The following is a 26,375-nucleotide window of genomic DNA, read 5'->3' on the forward strand; positions in this document are numbered from 1 at the left end:
CATTTAAAAATCTACCGCATTTTCCAAAATATATTTGGATCAGATAAATATTTTAATATCTCTGCTAGTGAATCATTGACTCACTTTCCTGTGGTTAAAACGATGCTTAAAAATCCTCACACTAAACCCATTTCATATCAATGTCACAGAATTAAGTACACTTTTTTTCTCACCACATATTAACAGCGTGGGTGATGATGCCTATCTTGCTGCCATGCTGGATGTAAAATTGCGAGAAATAAAACAATGGCAACTGAACGACGTTTATTTTATATCATTTGGATAAGCTGTAAAAAAAGTTTCCCACTTCTACATTTAAAATTCGTTATCAACAATGGATGTCTCTCGAACGACCTATCAGGACCCTCCCTCTAAAAGATCGGACAAAACATTTTATAAAAGAACTTTCTACATTAAGGTGGCCTGACAACTTTTAATGAACAATAAAGAATACCAACAGTTAGAATGTTGGAACGAAATGTTACAAGAGTTTGCTAAACTCGATTTTGTCATTTCTCCTCAAGTGTGAAAATATGCTTTGCAATTATTATGGAAACTAGGCAGAAAAACTATTTTCCAAATCAAATACCTCATTCTTCTTTCAAACATGAAACGAATTTTGCCCTAAAAATTTAAAACGTTTAATAAATAGTGCCTCAAATATTACTTTAAGCGCGTCTTGTAAGATCGAGACGTCCAATCATCTCCAAGCTATCTCATTCTTAATTTTCCACAGAAGACTGTTAAGAAATTATATCTGCCTTTTTTAGAAAAATTGAATAAATAATTATCTAAAGGCAAACACATTGAAAAAATATAGGATAATCAATTACCTTCTCTCTAAGAAGGAGAGTTTATAAAAGGTGGAAGTAGAATATTACAAAGCCAATCCAATTCAAGATTTTACCAAAATACGGTTATAAAGTAAAACCATTGGAACAATCTCGAATTGGTTTAAATAGCACAGTTAGATAAAACTGTATAAATTATCTATTTTTTCCGAATCGGATTCATTCTTCTTCTATGTGGAGAAAAAAACGAATTAAATATTTAATCAACCATGGCTCTACTGCTTGAAAAAAATCGTCCTTCTTTCAATGTAAGTCAACACGAAATGACCCGATTTAAAAACCGGGTCATTTAATTTTCATATACGGATTGATCGGATTGATACACTCAACAGTAGAGCCCCCTTTGGTCGCAAAATCGTTCTCTTTTGAACCCCGCGGGGATCAATTTCAGATAATGGTGGCACAGCTATGCATCAACTTATGGAAAAAATTTCGATTGAAGGGATTGATTCTAGAGTGAAAAACGAATTTTAAGAAGCAAAACCTTTATCAAACGTCGACTACTTCAGGTAGAAATTTCGTCTCCTTTAATTAAATGCCTCAGTAACCTTAATTGAAAAAGTTATTCGTTTGACCTTATCTGATCCAAAAGGGCGATGGGTTTTACCACCTCATTCCAATCTTTTCAATTGATAGAAGGTCAACCTGTTAAATTAGGCCTCTATTTTCCTCTTTATCAGAGCTGGGGTGGGAACTGAATCTATGCGATAATATCCTATAAAGAGGTTCTAAATTCCGAATATCTTTCTAAATAAACTTGTTTTTGCAATTTCATCTTTGTTCAATCTCAATGAGAGTAATATAATAAAAAAACATGTTTTTTATATGTCCATTATCAAATCAAACATAAAACGGTATTATAGCATTAAATCTTAGTTTTCTTTTAGTTTAAAGGTTCTTAACTCTTAATTAGCATAATAGCCAAAGATTATAAAGCCATTTTCCTTCGGATTAATGCCTCCCACATAGGTTGAGGCTGTGTTTTAAATAGAATCACCAATGAACACTTTTAAGAACTTAAGAAAAGATCCAAGGCGAAGGTAGTCAAATGATAAGTATTTTGCTATACTGCAAATCAAAACGCTTGAAGAGACTAAATTCACTCCCATGACTTTCCATGAAGATAATCTTATTTGGCTCGACCTAGAAATGACAGGCCTGCATCCAGAAAAGGATCGCATTCTCGAAATTGCAACGATAATAACCACTAGCGATCTCGACATCACTATGGAAGGACCCGTTTTTGCCATTTATCAACCCGTTGAATTATTAAATATGATGGATAATTGGAATACCTATCATCATACTAATTCTGGTTTAATTGATCGAGTGAAAAGAAGCAGTATCACTGAGAATCAAGCTGAAATAGAAACATTAGATTTTCTTAAAAATTATGTGCCGCCTAAAAAATCACCCTTATGTGGTAATTCTATTTGCCAAGATCGACGATTTTTAAATCGTTATATGCCTAATCTGGATCAATTTTTCCATTATCGCCATTTGGATGTAACGACCTTAAAAATTCTCGTGCAGCGTTGGGCTCCTAGGATAATGAAAGGTTCTCTTAAAGAGTCCCAGCATGTAGCTTTACAAGATATACGAGATTCCATCGAAGAATTACGCCATTACCGAGAGCATTTCTTATTAAAAATCTAAAAGAAATGCTTTTTTGCTAACACTCTACTAACACCTAGAAGTGTTTGGCGGACATTCTAACAACAATCGATATAATAATTTCACTTTTTAAGTGACGGATTAAAAATATGGTATTTTTTATCAGTATCATGTTAGCCTATCTCATTGGTTCATTTTCATTTGCAATTATCGTTGCAAAACTCATGCGTTTTCCTGATCCACGAACAATTGGATCAGGAAATCCTGGCACTACCAATATGCTACGTGTAGCAGGAAAACAAGCAGCGCTCTACGTATTGTTAGGTGATGCCCTAAAAGGATTAACTGCTGTTTTTATTGCTCGTTTTTTAGGTGTATATGGAGTAAATTTGGCCTTTGTAGCTTTAGTGGTAATTATTGGGCATATCTTTCCACTATATTTTAAATTTAAAGGTGGCAAAGGTATCGCTACAATATTGGGTGCTTTTTTAGGTTTGTCTTTTTGGATCGATTTATTTCTTATTGCAACTTGGCTTATTATTGCCTATCTCTTTCGCTACTCCTCTGTGGCCGCGTTAGTCTCTGTTACTGCAGCACCCATATATATGATAATTGGTGCTCATACTGATTATTTTCTCCCTGCTTCATTGATTGCGATTCTTGTGATATGGAAACATTGGGAAAATATCCAACGTTTACGTAAAGGCAACGAAAGAAAAATTCGATTTTAGGAAAGAGAAATTTCGGTTAATTCGCTCATTGGCCAGCGAGGCCTAGTTTGGATACTCCTATCATCCTCATGCTTGCCTGTACTGAGTCTTAACCATCCGGTATAAGCCACCATAGCACCATTATCGGTACAAAATTCCTGACGAGGATAATAAACTTTTCCCCCTTGTTTACCTATAACTCCATTTAAACGTTGGCGCAATTTTTTATTTGCTGCTACGCCTCCTGCCAAGACCAAAGTATTAATACATGTTTTTTTAATGGCACGTAGACATTTACACACCAAAACATCAACAACTACCTCCTCAAAAGCACAAGCAATATCAGCCCGCGTTTGCTTTTCATTTCCATATTGTTTAAAGCAATTAACCGCATGAGTTTTTAAACCACTAAAACTAAAATTAAGATGAGGTTGTTTTATCATCGGTCTCGGAAAATAAAACCGATTTGGGTTACCTTCTTTAGCTAATTGAGATAGAGCGGCGCCCCCAGGGTAAGGTAATCCTATCAACTTTGCCGTTTTATCAAAGGCTTCTCCTACCGCATCATCGACACTTTCACCTAAAACTTCATACCGACCTGGTCGTTCTACTAAAACCAGCATCGTATGTCCTCCTGAAACCAACAACGCAATTAAGGGATAATCAGGCGTGTTCTTCTCTAACTGTACTACCATTAAATGAGCTTCCATATGGTGTACTCCTATGACAGGTAAGCACAGAGCATAAGCTAGACTTTTCGCGATAGAAGCTCCTACCATTAACGCACCAATCAAACCGGGACCCTTTGTGTAAGCGATACCATTAAGATCCCCTTTTACTAGCTTGGCATCCTCGAGTGTTTTTTCAACTAAAGGTAGGATTTTTCGAATATGATCTCTTGAAGCAAGCTCAGGAACTACGCCTCCATACTGCTTATGCAAAGAAGCTTGACTGTAGAGACGATGTGCTAACAATCCTTGTTTCCCATCAAAGATTGCTACTGCTGATTCATCACATGATGTTTCAATGCCAAGAACATATCTCATAATCATTAGTATCTCTAATTCTACCTTTTCAGAAATTATTAAAAAGATGAAAGTAACGATTACTTTAAATTAACTAAGTGAAGATAACTAGTAAATTCCTAAAGAAATATCCAAGGTATGTCTGTTTATTACCAATATCTTTTACTTTTGAAAATAAACTCACTTCAGATTAGCGAAAACGATAAATTGATTACACTCGAAAACTTTACGTACCTTTCTCTAAATTATTGCGTTATTTGTCATAAAGTTAATTGCTTATTACAAAATTTGTAACCCATAAAATTTTAGGTCCTTTTATTGGTTAACAAAGAAAAGCAAATTCAATGCTGATATCAAGCTAATACCAAAAAATTACCAGTTAGAAACAATAAGCCAAAATCTAAGACCTAGCCATGTTATAAACAATAAAGAAGGAAGTATCCTATGCTCTGCTTTTGTTAAAACGCTGTCTAAACTTTAATACCTTAGTACTTCTAATTCGATATTATATCTTATTATTCTAAGAGATTTACCATTAGCTATCGAAAACATCATAATTAATCAAGATTGAATGCGATTCCCTTCCTATAGTTATTCTCAGTACATCGGATATAGTGGCTGGGAGTAAAGTTCCTTTTCAATATTGCTAATCACGGGATATGACCTTCCATATCCTTTCTATATTCAGCTATTTGTTACTACCAAAATCAATAACAGCAAAAAATACTGTCATCAGATTAAATATTTTCACAAAAATTTTCTAAAACATAACTATAAAAAAAGCAAGCCACAATAAGAAACCTTAAGTCCGAGTGTCTCCAAGTGATCTCTGCAGCTATTAGGATGTTTTTAAAAACAAATAGCTAAACAAGGCCTAATTCTTTTACAGAATTATACTCTTCGCGCAGCTCATTCAAGGTTGCTTGCAATTTTTTCTGACCAAATTCATTATGTTTAATACCTTCAATAACTTTAACAACTCCATTTTCTGTTCGGCAAGGAAATGAGAAAATCAATCCTTCATCGACTTCGTATTGGCCTTGGGAACACAAAGCCATGGAATAGCTTTCATTAAAAGGGGTAATATTGACTAAGCTCTGTATACTATCAATCACAGCATTAGCCGCTGAAGCGGCTGAGGAGGCACCTCGAGCTCTTATGATAGCAGTACCACGTTGTTGAATCAGAGGAGTGAATTCCTCAGTTAACCACTTTTTATCACAAATTATGTCTAGAGCAGGTTTGTCATTAATCATGACATGATAAAAATCTGGGAACTGAGTAGAAGAGTGATTACCCCAAATAATCATATTTTTTACAGCTACTACTTTAACTCTAGCTTTAAGAGCTAATTGACTAATAGCCCGATTTTGATCAAGTCTTGTCATGGCATAAAAACGATCGTTAGGAATGTCAGGAGCATGATTCATAGCGATGAAGCAATTGGTATTACAGGGATTACCTACAACGAAAACACGAACGTCGTTTGCTGCATTCTCATTAAGTATTTTCCCATGTGTAGCAAAAATTTTACCGTTCTTTTCCAATAAATCTTTACGCTCTATACCTGCTTTTCGAGGTGCTGAACCTACTAAGAGTGCCCAGTTGACATTGCTAAAAGCAACCTTAGGATCTGAAGTTACTACAATATTGCGTAATAAAGGAAAAGCACAATCTTCCAACTCCATAACGATACCTTTTAACGTCGGAAGAGCGGACTCAATCTCAAGTAAATGTAAATCGAGCATAGTATCCAAACCAAATGCTTGTCCCGAAGCTAAACGAAACAATAAAGCATAACCAATTTGTCCAGAAGCACCGGTTACTACTATGACTTTGACATGCTTTGTCACTTTCATCTCCTCTTTATGCTAAAAATACAGTAATTTCCAATTTCTGTTAATGATATCGTCCCACTAGGACAAAGTGGGGATTAATAAACAACAATTTAACATTATATTGCAAGGCGTTATACTACTTAATTCAAGTATCATCATGCTACCCTCCGCTTCCAAGATACATTGTGTGACTTCGGGTGCTATCCATTCGAGTCACCAAAACGAAGATAGGAAGTAATATTCTCAAAGATTTGAAAAAACTTTGAAGGAAATAGCTGTAAATGAAAAAGGTAACCAAGGAGAGTACAAAACTGACCTGACTTTATTTATTTTAGCGTATGAATCTTGTTAAGGAATATTGTCATTTTTAAGACAGTCACACATTCCGCATTGACAATAGTCTGATAAACTTCAATAAGTCGATAATCAATTCGATTACCACTGACAGTAAGTTTCATAAGAAGAAACACCTCTTAGCAAGAGGGTATTTTAGCATTAACAACTGTAATTCTTGATAAAAAATTCTATTAGCATAAAGATTTGATCTTACCATAATAAGATATTGCGCTTTCGTTGAACCTGCATCTTATTTTAGATAATTGAATGTATTTAAAAATCTCTAATCTAACATGTTTGGTTGATTAAATAAGTAAATTTACATGACACTATCAATTATCGGATATACTTGGATAATGCTCCAATAAAAATAAAGCAGCTACACTACGTGCTTCATGAAATTCAGGATGAATAAGTAATTCATTTCTTCGTGACAATTTCCAAGGAATAACTTCCAGTGGCTCAGGTTCATCACCACAGATAGCTTCTGGATAAAGATCTGTCGCTAGCACGATATGCATCATAGAATCTAAATAGCCAGGAGAAGTACTAAAACAAAAGATAATTGACATATTACGTGAACCATATCCCGCTTCTTCTTTTAACTCACGCTCAGCTGTAAGTAAAAGTTCTTCTCCTTTTTCAACACTGCCTTTCGGAAAACCTAACACATAATCATTTAGTCCCGTACTATACTCCCGAACTAGCAATATCGTTTCGCTGTCTAGCAAAGGAAGAATCATTACGGAATTACACCCGCGTCCACAAATACGCTCAAAACGACGTTCCTCTCCATTAGAGAAACGTAGATGCAACTCTTCGATTTTAAACAATCGACTTTGGGCAATGACGGTTTTATCAATAATTATTGGTTTTTTACTCATAATTCAAAATTTTATTTTCATATTGGTAAGTAAAAAATAATAAACTTTATGAAATCGGTTACACTGTTCATTTTATATGAGTACACTCTATGGTGTCTTTAAAAATTTTCTTATTATAATTTTAATTTGCACGCTTTACCTCACATTTCTGACTCAATTCCTAAAGAAAATTACGCTTAGGCGCTGTTTAGAGATTTTAAACAACAATTACTTTTTATCGCCAATACACAATTTATATCATTTTTATAATGGATGGCACTCAGTGTATTCTCTGTGTCAGCTGACAAAAAATTATTTTGTAAGGTAGAAAAGTTTTAGATTTAAAAAAGAGAATCGAAATCATATATATAAACCACTGATATTTAAATATTTAGCTATTAAATTTAAACTGTCATTGATTCTCTATATTTTTAATGCTATTTGTGATGACTCTAGACGATTTTGTTTAAAACATCATGAGATATCTTACTTTAGTATATTCTATTGCTCCTTTTCGGGAATCTCTAGCTTGAGTAGATTTCAATTAGGTTATTACTACTTTTAACAAATGTAAAAAAGAAAAAATGAATAGCTATTATTATTTCAATTTATTTTTTAATCATCCACTCGTATTTCCATACAGAGTATTTTTAATTGGTATTTTAAATGGATTTTTCTGAGAATGGTTTTATACATGCACCATAGTACTTTAGTAGATTTAACAGTTTCCAATGTTATTATTATATAATAATAGATGATTTGATACAGAAAATTTTGAAATACTAAAATATATTGGCATTATTCTTATTTCTTAAGATAGCTCCTTCTTTACCAAAACAAAATAAAAAACAATCTTTAATTTTTAAGATATTCTTACAATACTATTTTGTTTAAATTTATTTAAAAATAAGTATTAAAAATTTAAAATCGTCGTCAAATTTTATAAATAACTTCTGTTGAATGAGTTTCTGAAGAGTTTAAGCTACAAAACTGATCTTTTAAACAGTGCTTCTTAATAATATATTTAGGAAAATGATGAGTTATCGAAGAAGATATCCATCTTAAATTAGATCATAAAAAACTTTTATCTGATATCAAAGTTATCAAAGAAAATCTATAATTAATAGAGTTGGAAAATATTATTGCCATGAAAATCCACATGATAACATTTAAGCTAAGAAAATATATTTATTTGAAAAGTTTTAGAAACTTACCAGAAAATTATATTTACAATCATAATTATTCACCGACTTATTATTTATAGAGAAACTTTGAAAACGCTAACTATAGAAATCTCGTTAATTTTCTTTATTTATTCAATTTAATTTGCTTTTAGTATTAATTAACTGGACTAATTCTTTTCTTTTTCTAATCTAAGAATATGAAAAATAAAAAAGCAATTGTCGACTGTTCCTCCTTTCACTCTATGGTATCAAAATAAGTTATCATAAATAAATTGATTAATTTTAACAGTGCAAGAGACCACAGCAAGAATTTTTGTTGACGAAATAGATTTCTATTAATTAAACTTAATCAATTAACATCGCTCTTATTCACAATCTCTCTAAATTCTTTATATTGAATTAAACTATTATAGAAATATTTAAGCTGACATGTAGTAAAACTTAACGAACCCTTTATTGAAACAAAAAAGCGTATAGGACTGAAAAAATTCAAACTAAGTCCCTATTTCAGGGACGTCCTATTGTTTAGCCTGTATTTAAAAATGAAGTTATATACCTCTTATTTCAAAGATAAAAAATGGAAGAAAATAAGATATTATTGGCTACTCCTGAAATTATTAAAAAATATGAAAGTTGTATCTTTAAATCCCACTAACCATACGAAACCTAATCATATGAAATGATATTATCTTTTTCTAAAGATCATTCGTTATCTAAGCTAAAGAAAATTAATATTTATAGGCACAGTACTTATGTTGCGAATTACTACTTTTTTATTGTCAAATAAAGAAAAATCCGTTTCATTTAGAAGAGAAAGCTAATAAAAAAAGATTATAAAGATCTTACTAACCACTGGGCGGCTCTTACTGCTGTTCTGATTATTGCTTTACTTTCATTACTTGATAAAAGTCTATACCGTTAAATATTGAATATTTTTTCATGCTTACTAACAATATTGTTTGTAGCATTTGTTTCATGTAGCCATTTGGTTCGCTATGTTCAATCCAAAAAATTAGGAGAATTGAAAGAGTTCAAACAAAAGTTTCTTTTTATTGCACTCTAAATAAATACACTGTTAGCCTTCTTAATTTTTATTAGCATGAATAATTCATACTTGATAATAATAGGTGTCTGAATGATCACTCTTAAAGAAGTTTACACTACAGGTACTTCATAGTTTCATGCCAGAAGAATTTAATTAATTCAATTGTTAATCCTTAAAATTGGCTTTACAAGATAAGTGAAAGCATTTTTTGGTCTCTACTAAGAGGCCGTATTGCTTTTCTTGAAATTATTTTAATTTTTGTTCTTTTAGGAGAATGGATAATTTATGTTACAACGATTCAAAGAGACTAAATTAAATAATTAATTCTTAATCTCACTGCGGAAATAAACTGCTTTAGTTAGACCAAACAGACTGATTAAAAGCCAAGAAATTTCTATGATACCAGAAGCTAAATTCCAAGAAAAATATAAAGAAACCAAAATGAACCCTGAACCCATAAAATTTAAAAAGGAATAAGCAATACTCCTTTGATTGAGCTTATCCATGTGTAATAAACAATAAGCTAATAAAACTAGAATAACTCCACTGATCCCGATAATATTAAACTCTGTAGATAAAAATTGAATTAAATATCTCATTTATAAGACCATACATTCGACATTATAACCACCGTATTTCCGTATATTAATAACTCCTGTGTCTAAAATAAGATATTGCCCTTTTATCCCTAAAAGGGAGCCCTTGATAATAGGCGCTTTCTCAAATGAAAGGACTTTTGTTTTATCCGGATATTTCAACACAGGGTAACTTAATCGAGTAACCGGCACCGTTTTAAGTTTACAAATATCTTTCTCTTTAAATTGGTTTATTAATTTAAAGATAAAAGAGTTGGCCTCTTTTAACAGGGCATCTCTTGCAGAAATTAAATCTATTTCTTCAATATTATTTTTTAACATCAATCGCCAATCGGTACGATCGGCTATGAAGGATTTTAAGATAACCTCTACCATACCTGCTTGATACCGATTTTTCGTCCGAAAAATCGGTATCGCCTGAATAGCACCTTGATCAATCCAACGGGTAGGCACCTGTGTTTCCCGAGTAATTCCTACTTTTAGACCTGAAGAATTGGCTAAATAAACTATATGACTTTGATGACAATGAGCATGTGCCCAATCATCAATAAGACATCCTCCTTTTTCTACCAGACAGCGTTCCGGGCGGATAATACAAAGATTACATTCTTTTAAACGCCTAAAACATGGAAAACAAAATCCTTGCTGAAAACTCTTATTAATTTTACGCCTGCATTGAATGCAACAAATTAACCCTGAATGTTCGAATGAAATAGATTTACCTAACCAAGCATTTAATAAAATTTCACCGCTCTTGTAGGTTAAATAATATTCAATTGGGGTCTTAAAAACGCTTTTTAATTTTTTTAAAAAAATATTAACTTTCATTCCTCTAATTAAAATAAAAGACCAGAATTAAGCGCACCAAATTTATTGTGTTGACGATCGGTACAGGTGAAGCAATATCAACCACCACCGTATACTATCGTACTGAACTCTTGTCAGTAAACTTACGAGCAATTCACTCCATTCGATAAATTTCTCTCGCATCCTTTTAATTTAATCCACTTAATTATATAATTCCCACATCTTAACTCTATATTCTTTGTATAGCACCCGCGATGCTTAATCCAATTGCAACATGAAAAAATGTGATAGCAGACTTTCTAACTTTAGAACGTTAAGCTTGCATTATAATTTTTTCATTCCCGTCCCAATAACGGACAACCAGCACGCATTACACCTCTTGCTACTAAAACATTTTGCTAGAATAGTGGAGAGTCAGCATGAAAATTTATCTCTTTCGATTTTCGGTAATGATAACTAAAATCCAGCATTCTCCGAAGCGGCACTTTAGCTTTAGCTATAATTTCGGCATCGAGTACGATTTCATTGTTGCCGGTGAGTAAAGACTGCTCTAAATCTAATAACGTGTTCATAGCCATCCAAGGACAGTGTCCGCAACTGCGACAAGTTGCTCCTTGTCCGGCAGTAGGTGCTGCAATAAAAGTTTTATGGGGTGACTGCTGCTGCATTTTATAAAAAATGCCATGGTCAGTTACCACAATAAAAGTGGAATTAGGTAACTCTCGTGATGCTTTCAATAACCGTGAGGTAGAACCAACTATATCTGCTTGTTCAATAACGGAAGCAGGTGATTCAGGATGTGCTAAAACTGCTGCTCTCGGGTATTCTTTTCGTAAAGCCAATAAAGCTTCCCCTTTGAATTCCTCGTGTACAACGCAAGCTCCATTCCATAAAATTAAGTCAGCATCCGTTTTCTTTTGAATGTAACTTCCAAGATAACGATCAGGAGCCCATAAAATCTTTTTACCCTCTTGATCAAGAGCACTAATAATGGCCAATGCATTTGAAGAAGTTACTATCCAGTCTGCTCGTGCTTTCACTGCTGCTGAGGTATTACAATAGACTACTACCACTCGATCAGAATAATTATCACAAAATCGAGAAAATTCATCGATGGGGCATGAAAGATCAAGCGAACAGGTAGCTTCTTGAGTAAGCATTAAAATTCGTTTTTCCGGGCTCAATATTTTTGCGCTTTCACCCATAAAACGTACACCGGCAACAACCAACGTAGAAGCAGAATGGACCATCCCAAATTGAGCCATGGCCAAGGAATCACCAACAAAACCTCCTGTGCTATCCGCTAAAAGTTGCGTTTCAGGAGGTGTGTAATAATGTGCAACTAAAACAGCATTTGCCTCTGTAAGTAAAGCAGAAATGCGCGTAATACTCTGATTAAGTTCGGGAGTTAATAATAATGAAGACACTATTTATCCGAATCTAACTTAGGATTAGTATATCTTTAATTTGCTCTGCTTCCATATAAAATTCTCCTATATATTCGTTAGTTCTCTATCCACGTAGCTTTATCGTGATAAGAATGAATTATAGTGAGTTTTTCATACCCGTTCAATTTTTTCTGTCGCAAACAGATAGTCTAACCATAAATCAGATAAAATTTCTTGAGTTCGATTCTGAGATAAACGCTCTTCAATATTTTTAATATCTATCAATTCCATAGGTTGATGTTGCCAAGAACAAGCATAAACAGCTTTTGTCCTCTGTCCAGTATCGGGGTTGATTTGCCATTGCAGACATTGAGCACACACTCCTTTCATCATACATTGCATCGGACCATAGGCCGAAGCAATAAATTCTGCCTCCGGTTTAAAATATTGCTGCAATATACCCTCTCGTCCCTTTTGAACTCGTCGTAAAAGATGAGTCGAACCAATAACATAAACATAATCAATCGCTTGTAACGGAATGGGGGGCATCTGTTTTGCATAGCGATGTAAAACAGAAATAAGCTCTCCTTGAGCAGCTCTATCTTGTGAACGTTGAGACCTGATTATCTCACCCCCTTTAGTTAACCATAAAATAACATCGCTTACTGCTTCTAATTCTTTACGACAGTAAAGCTCATTGACTTTTTCGATTAAGGCCACATAGAGTACACGATGTCCTGCTTTTCGCAATATAGGCCCTAAAGAGCGCAAATGTAAAGCAGCCAGAAATCCACCAATGATCATTATATTTTTCTGACCTTCTTGAGGGATTTTGCTATAACAACCTGTCGGCCCCATAATGGAAATCGGCTGCCCGGGTTTTAAGGTAGCTACCAACCTGGAGCTAGCACCACGTTCCAAAACCATAAAGCTCACTACATCCGGATCAGAATCTCGATTCACGCTCATCATCGCTAGGGCTTCGGTTTGCAAACGTGTGTCCCCAATGAGCGGTGATAACCATTCGAAATTTTGTAATCGATAAAATTGACCCACTCGGAAATTACGGGCTGCTATTGGTGCTCTAATTTGGCATTCCACAATTTCAGATGAATGTCGTCGAACTGCTATCACCCTCATTTCAAAAAGGGCAGATATTTTGGCACGGAATTTCTCATATGTAATTCCATCCCCATCACACTGACGCTTATGTTCGAGTGCTTTGACAATTTTAGGATAGGCTCGCTTAGCAGAAGCAATAGCTTTTACAACACTTCCGTGGAAAATAGGATGTGTATCGCCTAAGAAACTTACAAGATGACCATCTGCTTCGTAACTCGTGAAAGGTCCAAAATATTCAATCTTACAGTGACCTTCTTTATTAATTTCTTTTAATTTGTTATTTTTTAACTCAAACCTTTGATAATTAGATCCTTCGCAAGAAAAAGTATTTTTATGTTCATAAGTGTATGCTATATTGGGTCTGGCTCCAGTCGCCACGAAAATAGAACGAGCTGGTAAAGTATGATCTTTGTCCGTCAACATCCAAACCCCATTTTCATCCATAACACGCCACCGACATACCAAAGCTGTTACCCAACCGTTGGCATCTACTTTTACGGTTTTTAATTCTAAACATTCGATATAATAAATGCCTTCCTCTAAAGCCTTTATTATTTCCTCATGGTTACGTTTGTAGGCGGGAGATTCTCGCATAGTCCGGTGATAGACTATAGTTACCCCACCCCATTCATGAATAAGTCTTATGAAATCAACTGGCCGATTTTCTTCTTTTGCTTTTCGACGTTCCTCACTCACTGCTCTTCCATGATTGAGGAATTCATCTAAAATTTCTAAAGAAATTTTGTCAAAGCGAGATCTTAATGATGTTTCACCAAAATATTCACTAAGCTTTTTATATCGTTGGATTATTTTTTCTACTTGAGTAATGTAATACGCTTGAACCTCAGTTGCCGTGTCAATAGCTGTTAATCCACCTCCAATCACTACTGCAGGCAAACGCACTTGTAAATTGGCCAAACTTGAGGATTTAGCAGCACCTGTTAATTGAAGCGCCATTAGAAAATCATTGGCTTGACGCATACCAGGAGCTAAGCTGTGTGGAATTTGTAATGCGCGAGATAGCCCGGCACCTACGGCTATTGATAAATGATCTAAACCCAAACGCCACACGTCTTCAACTAGTAGGGTACCACCAAAACGAATGCTACCAAATACTTGAAAATAAGGACGTCTTAATAAGCTGATATAAATTAGCTTTAAGAAATTCTTATCCCAACGTACAGTAATTCCGTATTCAGCGACTCCTCCAAAACCAGACATTACCCGATTATCTAATCGTTCTTGTAAATCCGCATAGTTTCGAATAGGTTCGGTAATAAGTTCGTGAGGTAATGGTTCAATTTTCAAACCGTCGGTTCCTACAACGGCAAAACCTTCCATCAAAAGAAAATGTGCCAATGTAAATCCAGCAGGACCCATCCCCATAATTAAGATCTTTTTCCCATTATAAGCCTTAGGTAGGTATTGTTCTCGTCGCAGAGGGTTCCAACGTGTGAGCAAATCGTAAATCTCCGCTCCCCATGGTAATTCCAGTACATCTGTCAAAATTCGTGTTTCAGTCTGAGGAATGTTGACCGGATCTTGTTTTTGGTAAATGCAAGCTTTCATGCAATCATTGCAAATACGATGTCCTGTCGCAGGACACATCGGATTATCGATCATAACAGTAGCTAGAGCAGCAATTGCATAACCTTTATTTTTTAAAATATGCATTTCAGAAATTTTTTCATCTAAAGGACATCCTGTTAATATTTCACCTAAAGGATTAATTTTTAGTGTTTGATTAGGATCACCTTTTTTTACAGGAAACCCCTTAGAACAAAAATCACTATCATTTCTATGACAATAAACACAATAATGAACATGGTCCATCGCTTCGCGTCGTTTCATACGAGGATCAGTTAAAGTAAAACCATCTCGATAATAGCGACGTGATTCGGAAGGGCCTTCTAAACGCCTTACTGGATCTCCAGGAACAGCGACCGTTTTCACTAAATTTTCGTAATTTAAATGTTTTGGCAAATGAAAGCTTACCCATCCTTTTACCGCTTTTTGTCCTTCCGATTGAGTCATAGCGGCAACGCACCATAAGCTAAGCTTTTTAATAAATTCTGAATTGACTTCTGGCGCTTCTAATAGGCGCTGTCCCCAGCAAGCAATGGCTAATTCTCGATCAATTCTATTTAATCTGCTTATTTTCAATTGATTGGTTAGCCATTGATCTAATAGCGAAAAATTTTCTATTAAATCTACCTTTTTAAGCACTAGACGACGTGCTTGACGCAAAACATAAAATTTTTTGAAATCGAAAATGGCGTTTTCTTGTAAGGTTATGAAACGTAAATGGTTGGCTGGCTTCTCAATCGAAAAGAGGTCGGCAATAAAGGTTTCCAAAACAGTTCCACAGGCAATGATTAATTCACTAATCGCTTTTGGTTGCAAAGGCTCTTTTTCTCGATATCTAAGAAACTGTGCGTACAAAACTTTATCTTTTTTTTTCAAAAAAGTTAGAAAAGCAGAATCTAGCTTTTTAAGCCCGTTTATTGTAAACAATTCTGGAAAATTGAATCCTTTCAGAATTAGTGATAAACTGTTCATAAAGATTTTATTTATTCATCTTAGATGATGCGACTACTACTATCTTAATCAAGCATCATATTCTAGCAGAGCTTATGTTTAGAAAAAAAAATAATTATCAAAAGGTTGCTGGAACTTATATTAGCGAAATTGATAAGCACTTGTCTGATTTTGATCAGAGCCATACAAGATCAGACACACAACAGGAAGAACTCACTAAATACAAAAGAATTTTCTACCTGAGAAACAACCCATCCTTCATCATAAAGGGAAAAGATTTATGGGATTTTGAATGACAGCTACAAATCTTCTAGCAATTTTTTTAACTCTCCGCTCTCGAATAGCTCGCTAACAATGTCGCTTCCACCAATAAAGTTACCCTTAATATAGAGTTGGGGAATTGTAGGCCAGTTGGAAAAGTCTTTAATTCCTTGACGAAGCTCAGTCAACTCTAAAACGTTAAAGCTCGTAAAGTTGACCTCACCGCATTGACGTAAAATATGAACTACATGTCCTGAGAATCCGCACTGAGGAAAATCAGGGGTTCCTTTCATATACAAAACAATAGGATTATTTTTTATTTGTTTCCGAATTTTTTCTTGAATACTCATTAGTAACCTCTTTAGTAACCTCTTTTATATTGGATGTTCTCTATTAATAGAGAATACGTCTAAACTTAGCGATTTTTCTAATCCCATCTAATTGCTTTATTCCTGATTCCCTTACTGCACTACCAAAATCACTAAGTTCAAAAGTTTACAGAGCAACGTTCTATTTGTTATAAAAATTCATCAAGTTCATCAAGCGGAATGCCTCTTCTCTTTAAGCAAGCCTACGGATATCCAATCTCACACGATTCCCAAAAGCACTAAAAACCATAGCTAGCAACAAGAGATATGATGTCATGCCTCAAATTCGGGACACAAAACCACTGCTGCTCATCTTTTTTCTCAAGAAAAAATGGATTCCAGAGAAATCCATTTCAATCCAACTTTCGATATCCTACACCTTTACTATAATGGTCACTTAGTTATTTTTGTTACGCACTTTCATTACACCTTTCGTTGCATTATAATTAAAATAGGGTTTTTGTAAATGACATTTGTAGTAATCGATAATTGTATACGTTGTAAATACACAGACTGCGTAGAAGTCTGTCCAGTAGATTGTTTTCGCGAAGGGCCGAATATGTTGGTCATCGATCCTGATGAATGCATTGATTGCAATCTTTGCGTTCCAGAATGTCCCGTCGATGCTATTTTTTCTGAAGACGACTTACCTAAAGAAAAGCAATTTTTTATAAAACTCAATTCAGAGCTTGCAAAACGATGGCCTATTATTGCAGTCAAAAAAGAAGCTCCAGGAGATGCCGATGATTGGGCAGATATCCAAGATAAACTTCAATATTTGAAGCGTGAATAATGAGAATAAAAAACGAGTGAGTTTTCATCACTGCGAAGAGGAGCTGATCAACAAGATAATCTTGAAACAAAAACCATTTATTTTAGCCATTCTCTTAATTAAAAATAGTATTTAACTAGATCCAGTAATGAAGAGGTGTTAAGAGTAATTGAGAAGACCGTGTTATTTATTTCCTAAGCCATAAAACATTAATTACCATTGTGGTTATCAGCCCATCATTGATGATCACATTTATTATGCTTTTTTGATCGTGTTTAAGTTATCTTAACCCATTTAGTTTTAATATGAATAAGTTTAAAAAACAGATCGTCGGGTCAACTTACTAAGAATCGTCGACAGACTTCGTTTCGGATGATATCAAAATTTTCATGATTTTAAAAGGATCATGAGAGCTTACTGTTTTAGTACAAAGGCAAAGACATTTTTATGCTATCAAAAACTACCGAAAGAATGTTTTCCTACTTTCTGTATGTTGTTTTTCTGCAATTACTAAAAAACAACTATCCTCAAAATTTATTGAAAATCTTGGTTGCTAATTAAAGTTAATAGAGGAATTTTTAGCGAGTTAGTTAGAAAAAGATGGTCAGATTCCCAGTATAATTTTTGATATTGAATTCAATCTCATCTAAATAATTAAAGAGATCTATGGTACGATGAGGAACTGGTAATGCGCTCCCTATTATTTAAAATCGTATTTAAAGAGTTGAATAATAGCTCGATGCTTGGGTAATTTTATAAAAAATACTGACATCTATACTCTGGAAAGTAACAATTGGGCATTATTCTCAGCTATTCAATATTGATATAATTAAAGTCACTTCTGAACCATTTCCAGACAAAAATCGCTGACTATAGAACTGGATTGGTGTAGAGGAACTTCTAATTTATCCGATACTAATTAAGTTTACTAAATTAAGATCAAAGTTTTTTCTTGGTTTTTTTAAATTCTAAAATTTTTTAATACCCAGTGTTGGCAGTAAATCCGTTTTCCTTCTGAGTAATATAAATAACCGCCTTTTATTTTTCATTCTACAAAATAATAAAGAAAATGATGTAACTCCTTCATTGATATTGTATTGCTCTTTACTTAAGCTGTTCCGCATCTTTTTTCTAGCACCAAATTTATTAAATATATTGACAAAGCATTACTTTCTCACACTCTTAATTATAAACTAATATAACTAGCTGAAAAGCTGCATTAATTTCGCAATAATTAATGTCACTGAGCATCAATTAATTACCATTAATTATCTATCAAAGTTTAAGATCAAGAAAGAAGTTGCCATAAAACCAGATTAAGCTTCATTTACTTCTTTTGTGGTGTGTCCCCATTATAAATTCATAAGATGACACTTCGCAAATAAATAATTATCTATTTTCTCTATTTATCTAAATTAAACTGATGGATAAAAACTTTCGCAGTTTGCCCAATCACTAGTTCACACATCGAATCAATGAGATTGCATAAAAAGATTATGAGTTCAAAATATTTGAGCACAGTGGCTACCTTTATCTTTACTATAAACCACTTTAGTCTTGACTAACTATCTACATTTCATAAATTAATTTCAGATTTTGCTGCAATCTATATTCTCACTTGGAAGAGAAAATCTTTAATACGAAAATATCTTAAAAATGTTTAAATCTGCAAAGGTTTGAAATCCTTGTCTTTGGTATTAAAAATGAACGCAACAACTATGTTATTCTATCGTTATTAAAGAAAAGGACATTTCGTTTAGTATTTTTAAGTTAGATGTCCCTCAGATATTGAAAGAGCAATAAGCAGCAATTTTTGACTTTTCCTTTCATTCTTTACTTCCCCTGCGAGTTTAATCACTTAACTTACACCTATTTGATGATTTTTCACTTACTTATTTGTATATTATGCTGAAACAAGAACGATTGAACCAATGAGGGAAAGCAGTTATAATCCAAGGATTTGTGCGCTACAAGATTAGCGGGATAATGTCTCCTCTAATTTCTGGCCATGATAGAAGATGTTATGAATAATATTCATGCTTATAAACGACGCATTGGTCCGATTGGTTTAATGATGTCCGCTGTGAGCGCTATGATCGGTTCCGGATGGCTTTTTAGTTCTTTGTACGTTGGTCGCTTAGCAGGCCCTGCTTCGGTTCTTGCTTGGATTTTTGGAGGAGTATTAGTAGTCATTGTAGCACTTACCTATGCAGAAATCGCGACCATGCTTCCTATCACTGGCGGCAGTACCCGATTTCCCCAATTAACCCATGGTACTTTCATCAGCTTATTTTTTGGTTGGATTACGTGGTTCAATTTAATGACAGCCCCGGCTACTGAAGTTCAGGCAATGATCCAATATGCTGCCAATTACTGGCCTGATTTAGTTCAGCAACACGGTGCTGGCGTACATGGGTTGAGTCTGGAAGGATATGTTATTGCTACACTTATGATGGTGGGATTTAGTTTAATTAATATTTACTCAATTCGATTCATTACCCGACTTAATAATATTTTCTCATTTTGGAAGTTAATTATACCTATTTTAACCGCTATTGTGCTTATGGCAGTTGCTTTTCATCCTCATAATTTCACTAATTTTCAATATGGGGGGTTCATGCCTAACGGTTGGAAAGGCGTTTTTGCTGCATTAGCAACGGGGGGTATTTTATTTGCTTTTAATGGTTTCAAGCAAGCGGTGGAACTTGCAGGGGAAGCAGAAAATCCAAGCCGTACTGTGATGACTGCTATTTTGGGCAGCTTAGTCATTGTGCTGGTCATTTATTTAATACTGCAAATCGGTTTCATTGGTGCTCTAAGCCCTGATAGCTTATCAAAAGGTTGGCTCTACGTACATTTTATAGGAGATGCAGGACCATTAGCTGGCCTTTTGATGACATTAGGCATTACTTGGATGGCTATTTTGCTTTATGTCGATGCTTTAGTGGCTACCAGTGCTGCAGGCCTAGTCTATAGCACTAGCGCGGCCAGAACTTTATATGGATTAAGTGCTAACCGTCAATTACCTAAATTTTTACAAGAAGTGAATGAAAGGGGAATTCCTGCTAAAGCTGTGTTTATTAATTTTATCGTAGGTATGACATTCTTCTTACCTTTTCAAGGCTGGTATGCGATGGCTGAATTTATGTCATCAATTATTGCTCTTTCCTACATTACAGGGCCGATTTGTTGCTTATCATTACGTTATCAATTGCCAGACCATAAACGAGTTTTTCGTCTACCTTTAGCAACAATATGGAGTTTCATTGGATTTTATATTTGTACTCTTATTGTTTATTGGGCAGGTTGGAGTGTAGTTTCCAAACTAGAAATTAGTTTGATCTTTTCCTTTATGCTTTTCATTGTTTATCGATTATTTTCTGAACGCCCCAGAGGTATCCATATGAATTGGCGTGCTTCTCTTTGGATGTGGCCTTATTTAATCGGATTGAGCATCATTTCTTATTTAGGCTCTTACGGTGGAGGGCGTGGTAATATCCCATTTGGATGGGATTTTTTATACCTTGGTATTTTATCTCTCATTTCTCTCCATCTGGCTGTTTTTTTTCGAGCTAGTGATAAGCACGTGAGAGACACTCTTGCTCGTTTTGAAGAAGAAGTAACGACTGGTATTCCATCTACTCTACCTGACGAAAAAGTAAAAACTTATCGAATAAAACAGAAAAAAAAATATTCCTGTTGAACGATACTTAATCTCATTAAATATACTCTAATAAAAGAAATAAGATGTTGATTAATAAATTGATTATCCTGTAAAATTTCACTTCTTATGAAGACACTCTATGTAAAAACACACGGCTGCCAGATGAATAAGTATGATTCTACTAAAATGGCAGACGTTCTTCGTATTTCTCATGGTTTAGAACTTACGTTTAGCCCAGAAAACGCAGATGTTTTATTACTTAATACATGTTCCATTCGAAAAAAATCGCAAGAAAAAGTATTTTCTGAATTAGGCCGATGGAGACCCTTAAAAGAAAGAAAACCTCATATAATCATTGGTGTTGGAGGTTGTGTAGCAAGTCAAGAAGGAGATAATATTTTAAAACGTGCTCCCTTCGTAGACGTTATTTTCGGACCCCAAACTTTACATCGATTACCAGAACTGATAAATACAGTAGTTCAATCTAAAAAATCGGTTGTTGATGTCACCTTTCCAGAAGTTGAAAAATTTGATCGATTGCCTGAGTCTCGTTCGGATGGACCTTCAGCTTTCGTTTCCATTATGGAGGGATGCAGTAAATATTGCACCTTTTGTGTGGTTCCTTATACACGGGGTGAGGAAATCAGCCGGCTATTTGATGATATCATTGCTGAAGTTGTTGGTTTAACACAACAAGGCGTCCGGGAGATTACCTTACTTGGGCAAAATGTTAATAATTATCAAGGTCTTATGTATGATGGTCAGATAGCCGACTTAGCTTTACTCATTCGTCATTTAGCTGCTATTGAAGAAGTAAAAAGAATTCGATTTACTACTTCTCATCCTTCTGCTTTTTCAGAAAATTTGATTGATGTTTATGCTACAGAGTCCAAACTTGCTAATCATCTTCATTTACCGATTCAAAGTGGTTCTGACCAAATTTTAGCAGCGATGAAACGTAACTATACTGCTCTAGAATTTAAATCTAAAATTCATAAACTACGTAAAATTCGACCTGATATCAGTATTTCCTCGGATTTTATCATTGGTTTTCCAGGAGAAACCGAAGAAGATTTTCAAGCTACTATAAATCTCATTCATGAGATTGGTTTCGATTTTTCTTTCAGTTTTATTTATAGTCCCCGCCCAGGTACTCCTGCTACTCAACTATCTGATGATGTCCCTATGGCAATTAAGAAAAAACGTTTAGCGATTTTACAAAATTGTATACAAATGAAAACAATGGAAATTAGTCGATTGATGGTAGGAACTCAACAACGCATCTTAATCGTAGGGCCTTCGAAAAAGCACCCTGATCAACTTAGTGGTCGAACTGAAAACAATCGAGTTGTGAATTTTATAGGAGAGTCAACATTAATTGGAAAAATGGTGAAGATTAGAATTAAAGAAGCCCACCAGAATTCCTTATGGGGTGAGATGTGTTAATGATAATAACTCGGAATCTTCTGCATTAGCTCGAAGAATTAAATTAGCGTCGGATGGTAACAAACATCTTCACTGAGTGTAAGTCAATTTGATGAAAATTTTCACTTCATTGAACGTCATCTCAAATGTGGAAATTAATAGTCAAGATAATGCTTTTGAAGTTATTAACATTCCTCAATCTTATAGATAAAGTAACAAAAATGCTAAAAATTCTTCATTAAAGAAGTTTTATTGTATATTGGAGAACTAATTATCGAACTCCTGAAAGCTTGAGCAAATAAAAAACTAAGTACAAACTAAATTTCGCTAATTACGAGTAATTGCATTTAATATGAATTTATGCAGAATCTGGAAAAATAGGTTATTTATTTTTGCATTAACCAAAAGATCTTTATTTACGGTCGTTTTACGACAGCTTTTTTGAAAATTTAAGTACATTATATTGAAGTAAATTTAATTTTATTAATAAAATTAATAAAGGGAACTGTTAAAGTTGTAATATTAACGCTTATATGCGCGATCGAACATTAAATGACTCTTTTACGGTTTTAAGATGAAACAAAAATAATGCTTAAAGAATAAATGGGAATGTTCTTAGTTCATGTGGATTTCCCTTCTAAGGTTGAAATCACGGGAAATATTACTTAAACCGATTTACCTAACTATAAGCAATATATTAAATTTTAGTTTACGAAACTTTATTCAGCTGTTACAGAACATCAACAAAATTCAATTGCTTTTTTTGGATCAAATGATATGGTTTCCTATGATTTAGTTGGATGGTTGAAGTATACGAAGAAGAAAATGAAACTTCATATTGAAATCCAAAGCGCTACTCAATTTTCTTCTCTTCCTGATTTCTCACAATTACAGGAGTGGATTTATACTACTCTTCAAATTATCCCAATGAATTTAGGAAAAAATTTATCTGAGTTAACGATTCGCTTTATTGATCGAGAAGAAAGTACTACTCTAAATGAAAGTTATAGGAACAAAAAAGGTCCTACGAATGTTTTGTCTTTTTCAAATGATCCTATTCCTGGCTTACCTTTTGATTTATCCGGGGATTTAGCTATTTGCGCTCCTGTAGTTGCTGAAGAAGCCAATGCACAAAATAAACCCTTAAAAGCGCATTTTGCGCACCTTATTATTCATGGAATACTACATTTATTAGGATACGATCATATCAAAATGCGAGAAGCTGCAGAAATGGAGAGGCTAGAAATCAAAGTATTATCTCAGCTTGGCTATAAAGATCCTTATAAAGATGGATAATATTTATCATAATAACTGTTTTTATACCCATAAGGAATAAGAACGACGACCGTATACTTCTACTAATCCTGTAATTTAGATTTTTCACGACGCAAAAAGAACGTATACTAATTGATGATTTAAAATGTTTAAAAATTTTCGAAATAAAAGTCTGCAATTTTACTGAAATAATAGTAATTGATCGTAATGTGTGTATCTAATTGGTGTGTTCTTCTCACCATTGACTCACAACTTATTCATACTTCTTAGAAATTGGTGAAAATCGCGATGGAGTGATGAGCATTTTACTTGATAAGGCTTAATTAAGAATTTAATTTGATATACTATCTCAGTAAATTGTAGGTAAAAATTTAAGTTAAAAACTTCACGTATGTCCTTATTGCTTTCACTCTTGAGGGCTAACGAATCAAGAAGAACTTCTTATTGAAAAAATCTCGACTAAAACGTTACCATATGACCGTTATAGTGGATGATTATGTTGAAGTTTCTGGTCCAATGATTATATAAAGTTGTTTGAAGCAATTTGTTGATAGAAAACATCAAGGATAAAACCAATATTGTAAAAGAAGCACTTAGTATTACCTCTAACTGAATAAAAATGAATTTATCGTTTAAAATCTGAATCCCATTGAAATTCCAACAATCACTTTAACGTTATAATTAGTAATGAAACTACTGATTTTAATTCAGCAGATTGCCGAAGATGAATAAACTTTTTTTCAATCTCTTATCAATAATTACTGGTGCTTTATTACCTTTAGCTTTCGCACCTGTTAATTGGTTTCCAGTCGCTTTTATTTCGCCAGTAATTTTATTAGTTATTGGAGTACATTCCACTCCTATGCAGAGTTTATGGAGAGGATGGTTATTTGGTTCAGGATTTTTTGGAATTGGCGCTTCCTGGATTTATGTAAGCATCCATCAATTTGGTAATGCTAATATTTCATTAGCTGTTTTAATCACTATTCTTTTTATTTTTATCTTAGCAACATTCATCGCGATCCAAAGCTTTTCCTTTTCTTTACTTTTTCGCAATAAATCTATAGTGGTAACTTCACTGTTTAGTTTTTCTGCTTGGTGGGTAATCTGGGAATGGCTTCGAAGCGAATTATTCACTGGTTTCCCCTGGCTTTTTTTGGGATATAGCGAAATTCATTTCCTCTTAAAAGGTTTTGCTCCTATTATAGGGATTTATGGTGTATCTTTAATCATAGCCTTTATAAGTGGATGCTTGTATCTTTTGTTCTTTCACAAAGAAGTGAAGATAAAAACATTAAGTATCATTCTTATTTTTGTTCTACTACTTATTGGGGGGAGTCTGTCAAACAGACAATGGACACATCATCAGAAAAGAATTCTCAAAGTAAGTTTAGTTCAGGGCAATATTCAACAAGCTATAAAGTGGAATATTAATCGTTTATTTTCAATTCTTCACACCTATTATGCGGAAACAATCAAACATTGGAAAAGTGATATTGTTGTATGGCCAGAAGCCGCTATCCCTATTTATCCTCAACGCATTCTTTCTTTTCTCGATTCTTTAAACAGGAAAGCAAAGAAGCATCAAACAGCTCTCATTACTGGGATTCCAATTTATCAAAAAAGAACGCAAAAAGCCTTTAATGGACTTGCTGTTCTGGGTAATGGCCATGGACTTTATTTTAAACGTCATTTAGTACCTTTCGGTGAATACACTCCTCTTCCTCAACTGTTGTTTTCTATCATAATAAAATACTTTGACATTCCTATGTCAGATTTCAGTCCTGGATTGTGGAATCAGCCGGCTCTTTATGCTAAAAATATTTCTTTTGCTCCTTTTATTTGTTATGAAATCGCTTATCCATTTGAAGTACTAAATAGCATAAAAGGAAAATCATTTATCGTGGTGATTAGCGATGACAGTTGGTTTAACAATACTATTGCTTCTGCTCAACAACTTCAAATTGCTCAAATGCGAGCTTTAGAAACCAACCGTTATTTAATTTATAGCACTAACACAGGTATAACTGCAATCATAGACCCTCTTGGCAAAATACATCAATCAATTCCACAGAATAAACTCATTGTTTTAACCGGTCAAATAACGCCAATGCTCGGAAATACTCCTTTAATGAAATGGAATTATTATCCTACGCTAGGGATAGTGATTGTTTTTCTTTTACTGGGATTGACTTAGACTCATTTTATTTTGGATTTAACAAAAGAATTCTACACTATAATGAAGTTTATTTAAGTAGAATCAAAGGGCTTGCAAAACTCATGGCAAATTTATTTTTTGTAAGATTACGATTTTCTGCAAGAGTCGTTTAGATCGATAACAGCTACTACTTAATTTTACAAGTCTAAATAAGGTAAAAAATTTTTAGTAGACTATAAAAAGATTATTTATAGATGTATTTAAATATAGTAATAACCTACAGTGTCTAACTATTTTTATTTTAGTTGCTTGATGTAACGTCTGCTAATATTTTAAAGCACTATTATAAACGCTGTTTACGAGAGATTTGTGAAGATTACATAGAGAAATAGCAGAAAAGTTATTAAATAATTACTTCTCGTATGTTTAAACGATTATTGAATGGTATGAGAAGAGAATCTATCTACTTTCTCCTCTCTTACTCGTTGAAGACCCGAACTAATAGGAAAAATAAGTCCATCATTAGAATAATAAT

General features: G+C 33.9%; 17 protein-coding genes. 8 read left to right on the forward strand and 9 right to left on the reverse strand.

The window, feature by feature from the left end; all coding sequences use genetic code 11:
* Positions 1–1,958: 1,958 nt before the first annotated feature.
* Both orn and plsY read left to right on the forward strand, forming a co-directional pair.
* The gene (gene orn / locus ONG85_RS03220; RefSeq protein ID WP_264435489.1) at positions 1,959–2,507 is read left to right on the forward strand and encodes an oligoribonuclease; all 549 of its coding nucleotides are present in this window, start codon (positions 1,959–1,961) and stop codon (positions 2,505–2,507) included.
* Positions 2,508–2,614: 107 nt separating this feature from the next.
* The gene (plsY, locus tag ONG85_RS03225; protein ID WP_264435490.1) at positions 2,615–3,196 is read left to right on the forward strand and encodes a glycerol-3-phosphate 1-O-acyltransferase PlsY; all 582 of its coding nucleotides are present in this window, start codon (positions 2,615–2,617) and stop codon (positions 3,194–3,196) included.
* On the opposite strand, the gene tsaD is transcribed toward plsY, so the two are convergent.
* The 8 genes from tsaD to ONG85_RS03265 form a co-directional block, all read right to left on the reverse strand.
* Positions 3,193–4,221, reverse strand: coding sequence for a tRNA (adenosine(37)-N6)-threonylcarbamoyltransferase complex transferase subunit TsaD (gene tsaD / locus ONG85_RS03230; protein ID WP_264435491.1), 1,029 nt, complete (start codon positions 4,219–4,221; stop codon positions 3,193–3,195). The two genes, plsY and tsaD, sit on opposite strands and share 4 nt — an antisense overlap.
* A gap of 842 nt (positions 4,222–5,063) precedes the next feature.
* Positions 5,064–6,053, reverse strand: a complete 990-nt coding sequence (locus tag ONG85_RS03235) for a malate dehydrogenase (RefSeq protein WP_264435492.1) — start codon at positions 6,051–6,053, stop codon at positions 5,064–5,066.
* A 311-nt stretch (positions 6,054–6,364) separates the two neighbouring features.
* Positions 6,365–6,496: a hypothetical protein gene (locus tag ONG85_RS03240; RefSeq protein ID WP_264435493.1), complete on the reverse strand. Its 132-nt coding sequence runs from the start codon at positions 6,494–6,496 to the stop codon at positions 6,365–6,367.
* Positions 6,497–6,706: 210 nt separating this feature from the next.
* Complete coding sequence (gene nudE, locus ONG85_RS03245) at positions 6,707–7,258, reverse strand: ADP compounds hydrolase NudE (RefSeq protein ID WP_264435494.1); 552 nt, start codon at positions 7,256–7,258, stop codon at positions 6,707–6,709.
* Positions 7,259–9,786: 2,528 nt separating this feature from the next.
* Positions 9,787–10,065, reverse strand: a complete 279-nt coding sequence (locus ONG85_RS03250; RefSeq protein WP_264435495.1) for a CBU_0592 family membrane protein — start codon at positions 10,063–10,065, stop codon at positions 9,787–9,789.
* Positions 10,066–10,890, reverse strand: a complete 825-nt coding sequence (locus tag ONG85_RS03255; RefSeq protein WP_264435496.1) for a DUF2797 domain-containing protein — start codon at positions 10,888–10,890, stop codon at positions 10,066–10,068.
* Between the two features lie 377 nt (positions 10,891–11,267).
* Entirely contained in the window at positions 11,268–12,296 is a 1,029-nt protein-coding gene (gene nadA / locus ONG85_RS03260) for a quinolinate synthase NadA (RefSeq protein WP_264435497.1), read from the reverse strand.
* A gap of 132 nt (positions 12,297–12,428) precedes the next feature.
* The gene (locus ONG85_RS03265; protein ID WP_264435498.1) at positions 12,429–15,821 is read right to left on the reverse strand and encodes a pyridine nucleotide-disulfide oxidoreductase; all 3,393 of its coding nucleotides are present in this window, start codon (positions 15,819–15,821) and stop codon (positions 12,429–12,431) included.
* A 191-nt stretch (positions 15,822–16,012) separates the two neighbouring features.
* Here ONG85_RS03265 and ONG85_RS03505 point away from each other — a divergent pair, with 191 nt between their 5' ends.
* Positions 16,013–16,213 (forward strand): CBU_0585 family protein, encoded by a 201-nt coding sequence (locus ONG85_RS03505; protein WP_319640521.1) that lies wholly within the window; start codon positions 16,013–16,015, stop codon positions 16,211–16,213.
* Between the two features lie 3 nt (positions 16,214–16,216).
* Here ONG85_RS03505 and grxD read toward each other — a convergent pair whose 3' ends face one another.
* Positions 16,217–16,528: a Grx4 family monothiol glutaredoxin gene (grxD, locus tag ONG85_RS03270; protein WP_264435500.1), complete on the reverse strand. Its 312-nt coding sequence runs from the start codon at positions 16,526–16,528 to the stop codon at positions 16,217–16,219.
* 484 nt (positions 16,529–17,012) lie between these two features.
* On the opposite strand from grxD, the gene fdxA reads away from it, so the two are divergent.
* The 5 genes from fdxA to lnt all read left to right on the forward strand — a co-directional run bounded on the left by fdxA (position 17,013) and on the right by lnt (position 25,879).
* Positions 17,013–17,339, forward strand: a complete 327-nt coding sequence (gene fdxA / locus ONG85_RS03275; protein ID WP_264435501.1) for a ferredoxin FdxA — start codon at positions 17,013–17,015, stop codon at positions 17,337–17,339.
* A 2,002-nt stretch (positions 17,340–19,341) separates the two neighbouring features.
* Positions 19,342–21,021, forward strand: a complete 1,680-nt coding sequence (locus ONG85_RS03280) for an APC family permease (RefSeq protein WP_264435503.1) — start codon at positions 19,342–19,344, stop codon at positions 21,019–21,021.
* Positions 21,022–21,108: 87 nt separating this feature from the next.
* Positions 21,109–22,428, forward strand: coding sequence for a tRNA (N6-isopentenyl adenosine(37)-C2)-methylthiotransferase MiaB (miaB, locus tag ONG85_RS03285; protein ID WP_264435504.1), 1,320 nt, complete (start codon positions 21,109–21,111; stop codon positions 22,426–22,428).
* 804 nt (positions 22,429–23,232) lie between these two features.
* The gene (gene ybeY, locus ONG85_RS03290; RefSeq protein WP_264435505.1) at positions 23,233–23,703 is read left to right on the forward strand and encodes an rRNA maturation RNase YbeY; all 471 of its coding nucleotides are present in this window, start codon (positions 23,233–23,235) and stop codon (positions 23,701–23,703) included.
* Between the two features lie 703 nt (positions 23,704–24,406).
* The gene (lnt, locus tag ONG85_RS03295) at positions 24,407–25,879 is read left to right on the forward strand and encodes an apolipoprotein N-acyltransferase (protein ID WP_264435506.1); all 1,473 of its coding nucleotides are present in this window, start codon (positions 24,407–24,409) and stop codon (positions 25,877–25,879) included.
* The last annotated feature ends 496 nt before the right edge of the window (positions 25,880–26,375 follow it).

Origin of the sequence: Coxiella endosymbiont of Dermacentor marginatus (assembly GCF_907164955.1) — a bacterium.
Taxonomy (GTDB): Bacteria; Pseudomonadota; Gammaproteobacteria; order Coxiellales; family Coxiellaceae; genus Coxiella.

Bases quoted from the DNA above. Each gene is read 5' to 3' on its own strand.
- orn (WP_264435489.1), top strand. From the start codon at position 1,959: ATGACTTTCCATGAAGATAATCTTATTTGGCTCGACCTAGAAATGACA.
- ONG85_RS03505 (WP_319640521.1), top strand. From the start codon at position 16,013: ATGTTTAGAAAAAAAAATAATTATCAAAAGGTTGCTGGAACTTATATT.
- ONG85_RS03280 (WP_264435503.1), top strand. From the start codon at position 19,342: ATGAATAATATTCATGCTTATAAACGACGCATTGGTCCGATTGGTTTA.
- tsaD (WP_264435491.1), bottom strand. From the start codon at position 4,221: ATGAGATATGTTCTTGGCATTGAAACATCATGTGATGAATCAGCAGTA.
- lnt (WP_264435506.1), top strand. From the start codon at position 24,407: ATGAATAAACTTTTTTTCAATCTCTTATCAATAATTACTGGTGCTTTA.
- ONG85_RS03240 (WP_264435493.1), bottom strand. From the start codon at position 6,496: ATGAAACTTACTGTCAGTGGTAATCGAATTGATTATCGACTTATTGAA.
- ONG85_RS03250 (WP_264435495.1), bottom strand. From the start codon at position 10,065: ATGAGATATTTAATTCAATTTTTATCTACAGAGTTTAATATTATCGGG.
- ONG85_RS03255 (WP_264435496.1), bottom strand. From the start codon at position 10,890: ATGAAAGTTAATATTTTTTTAAAAAAATTAAAAAGCGTTTTTAAGACC.
- grxD (WP_264435500.1), bottom strand. From the start codon at position 16,528: ATGAGTATTCAAGAAAAAATTCGGAAACAAATAAAAAATAATCCTATT.
- miaB (WP_264435504.1), top strand. From the start codon at position 21,109: ATGAAGACACTCTATGTAAAAACACACGGCTGCCAGATGAATAAGTAT.
- ybeY (WP_264435505.1), top strand. From the start codon at position 23,233: ATGAAACTTCATATTGAAATCCAAAGCGCTACTCAATTTTCTTCTCTT.
- nudE (WP_264435494.1), bottom strand. From the start codon at position 7,258: ATGAGTAAAAAACCAATAATTATTGATAAAACCGTCATTGCCCAAAGT.
- fdxA (WP_264435501.1), top strand. From the start codon at position 17,013: ATGACATTTGTAGTAATCGATAATTGTATACGTTGTAAATACACAGAC.
- plsY (WP_264435490.1), top strand. From the start codon at position 2,615: ATGGTATTTTTTATCAGTATCATGTTAGCCTATCTCATTGGTTCATTT.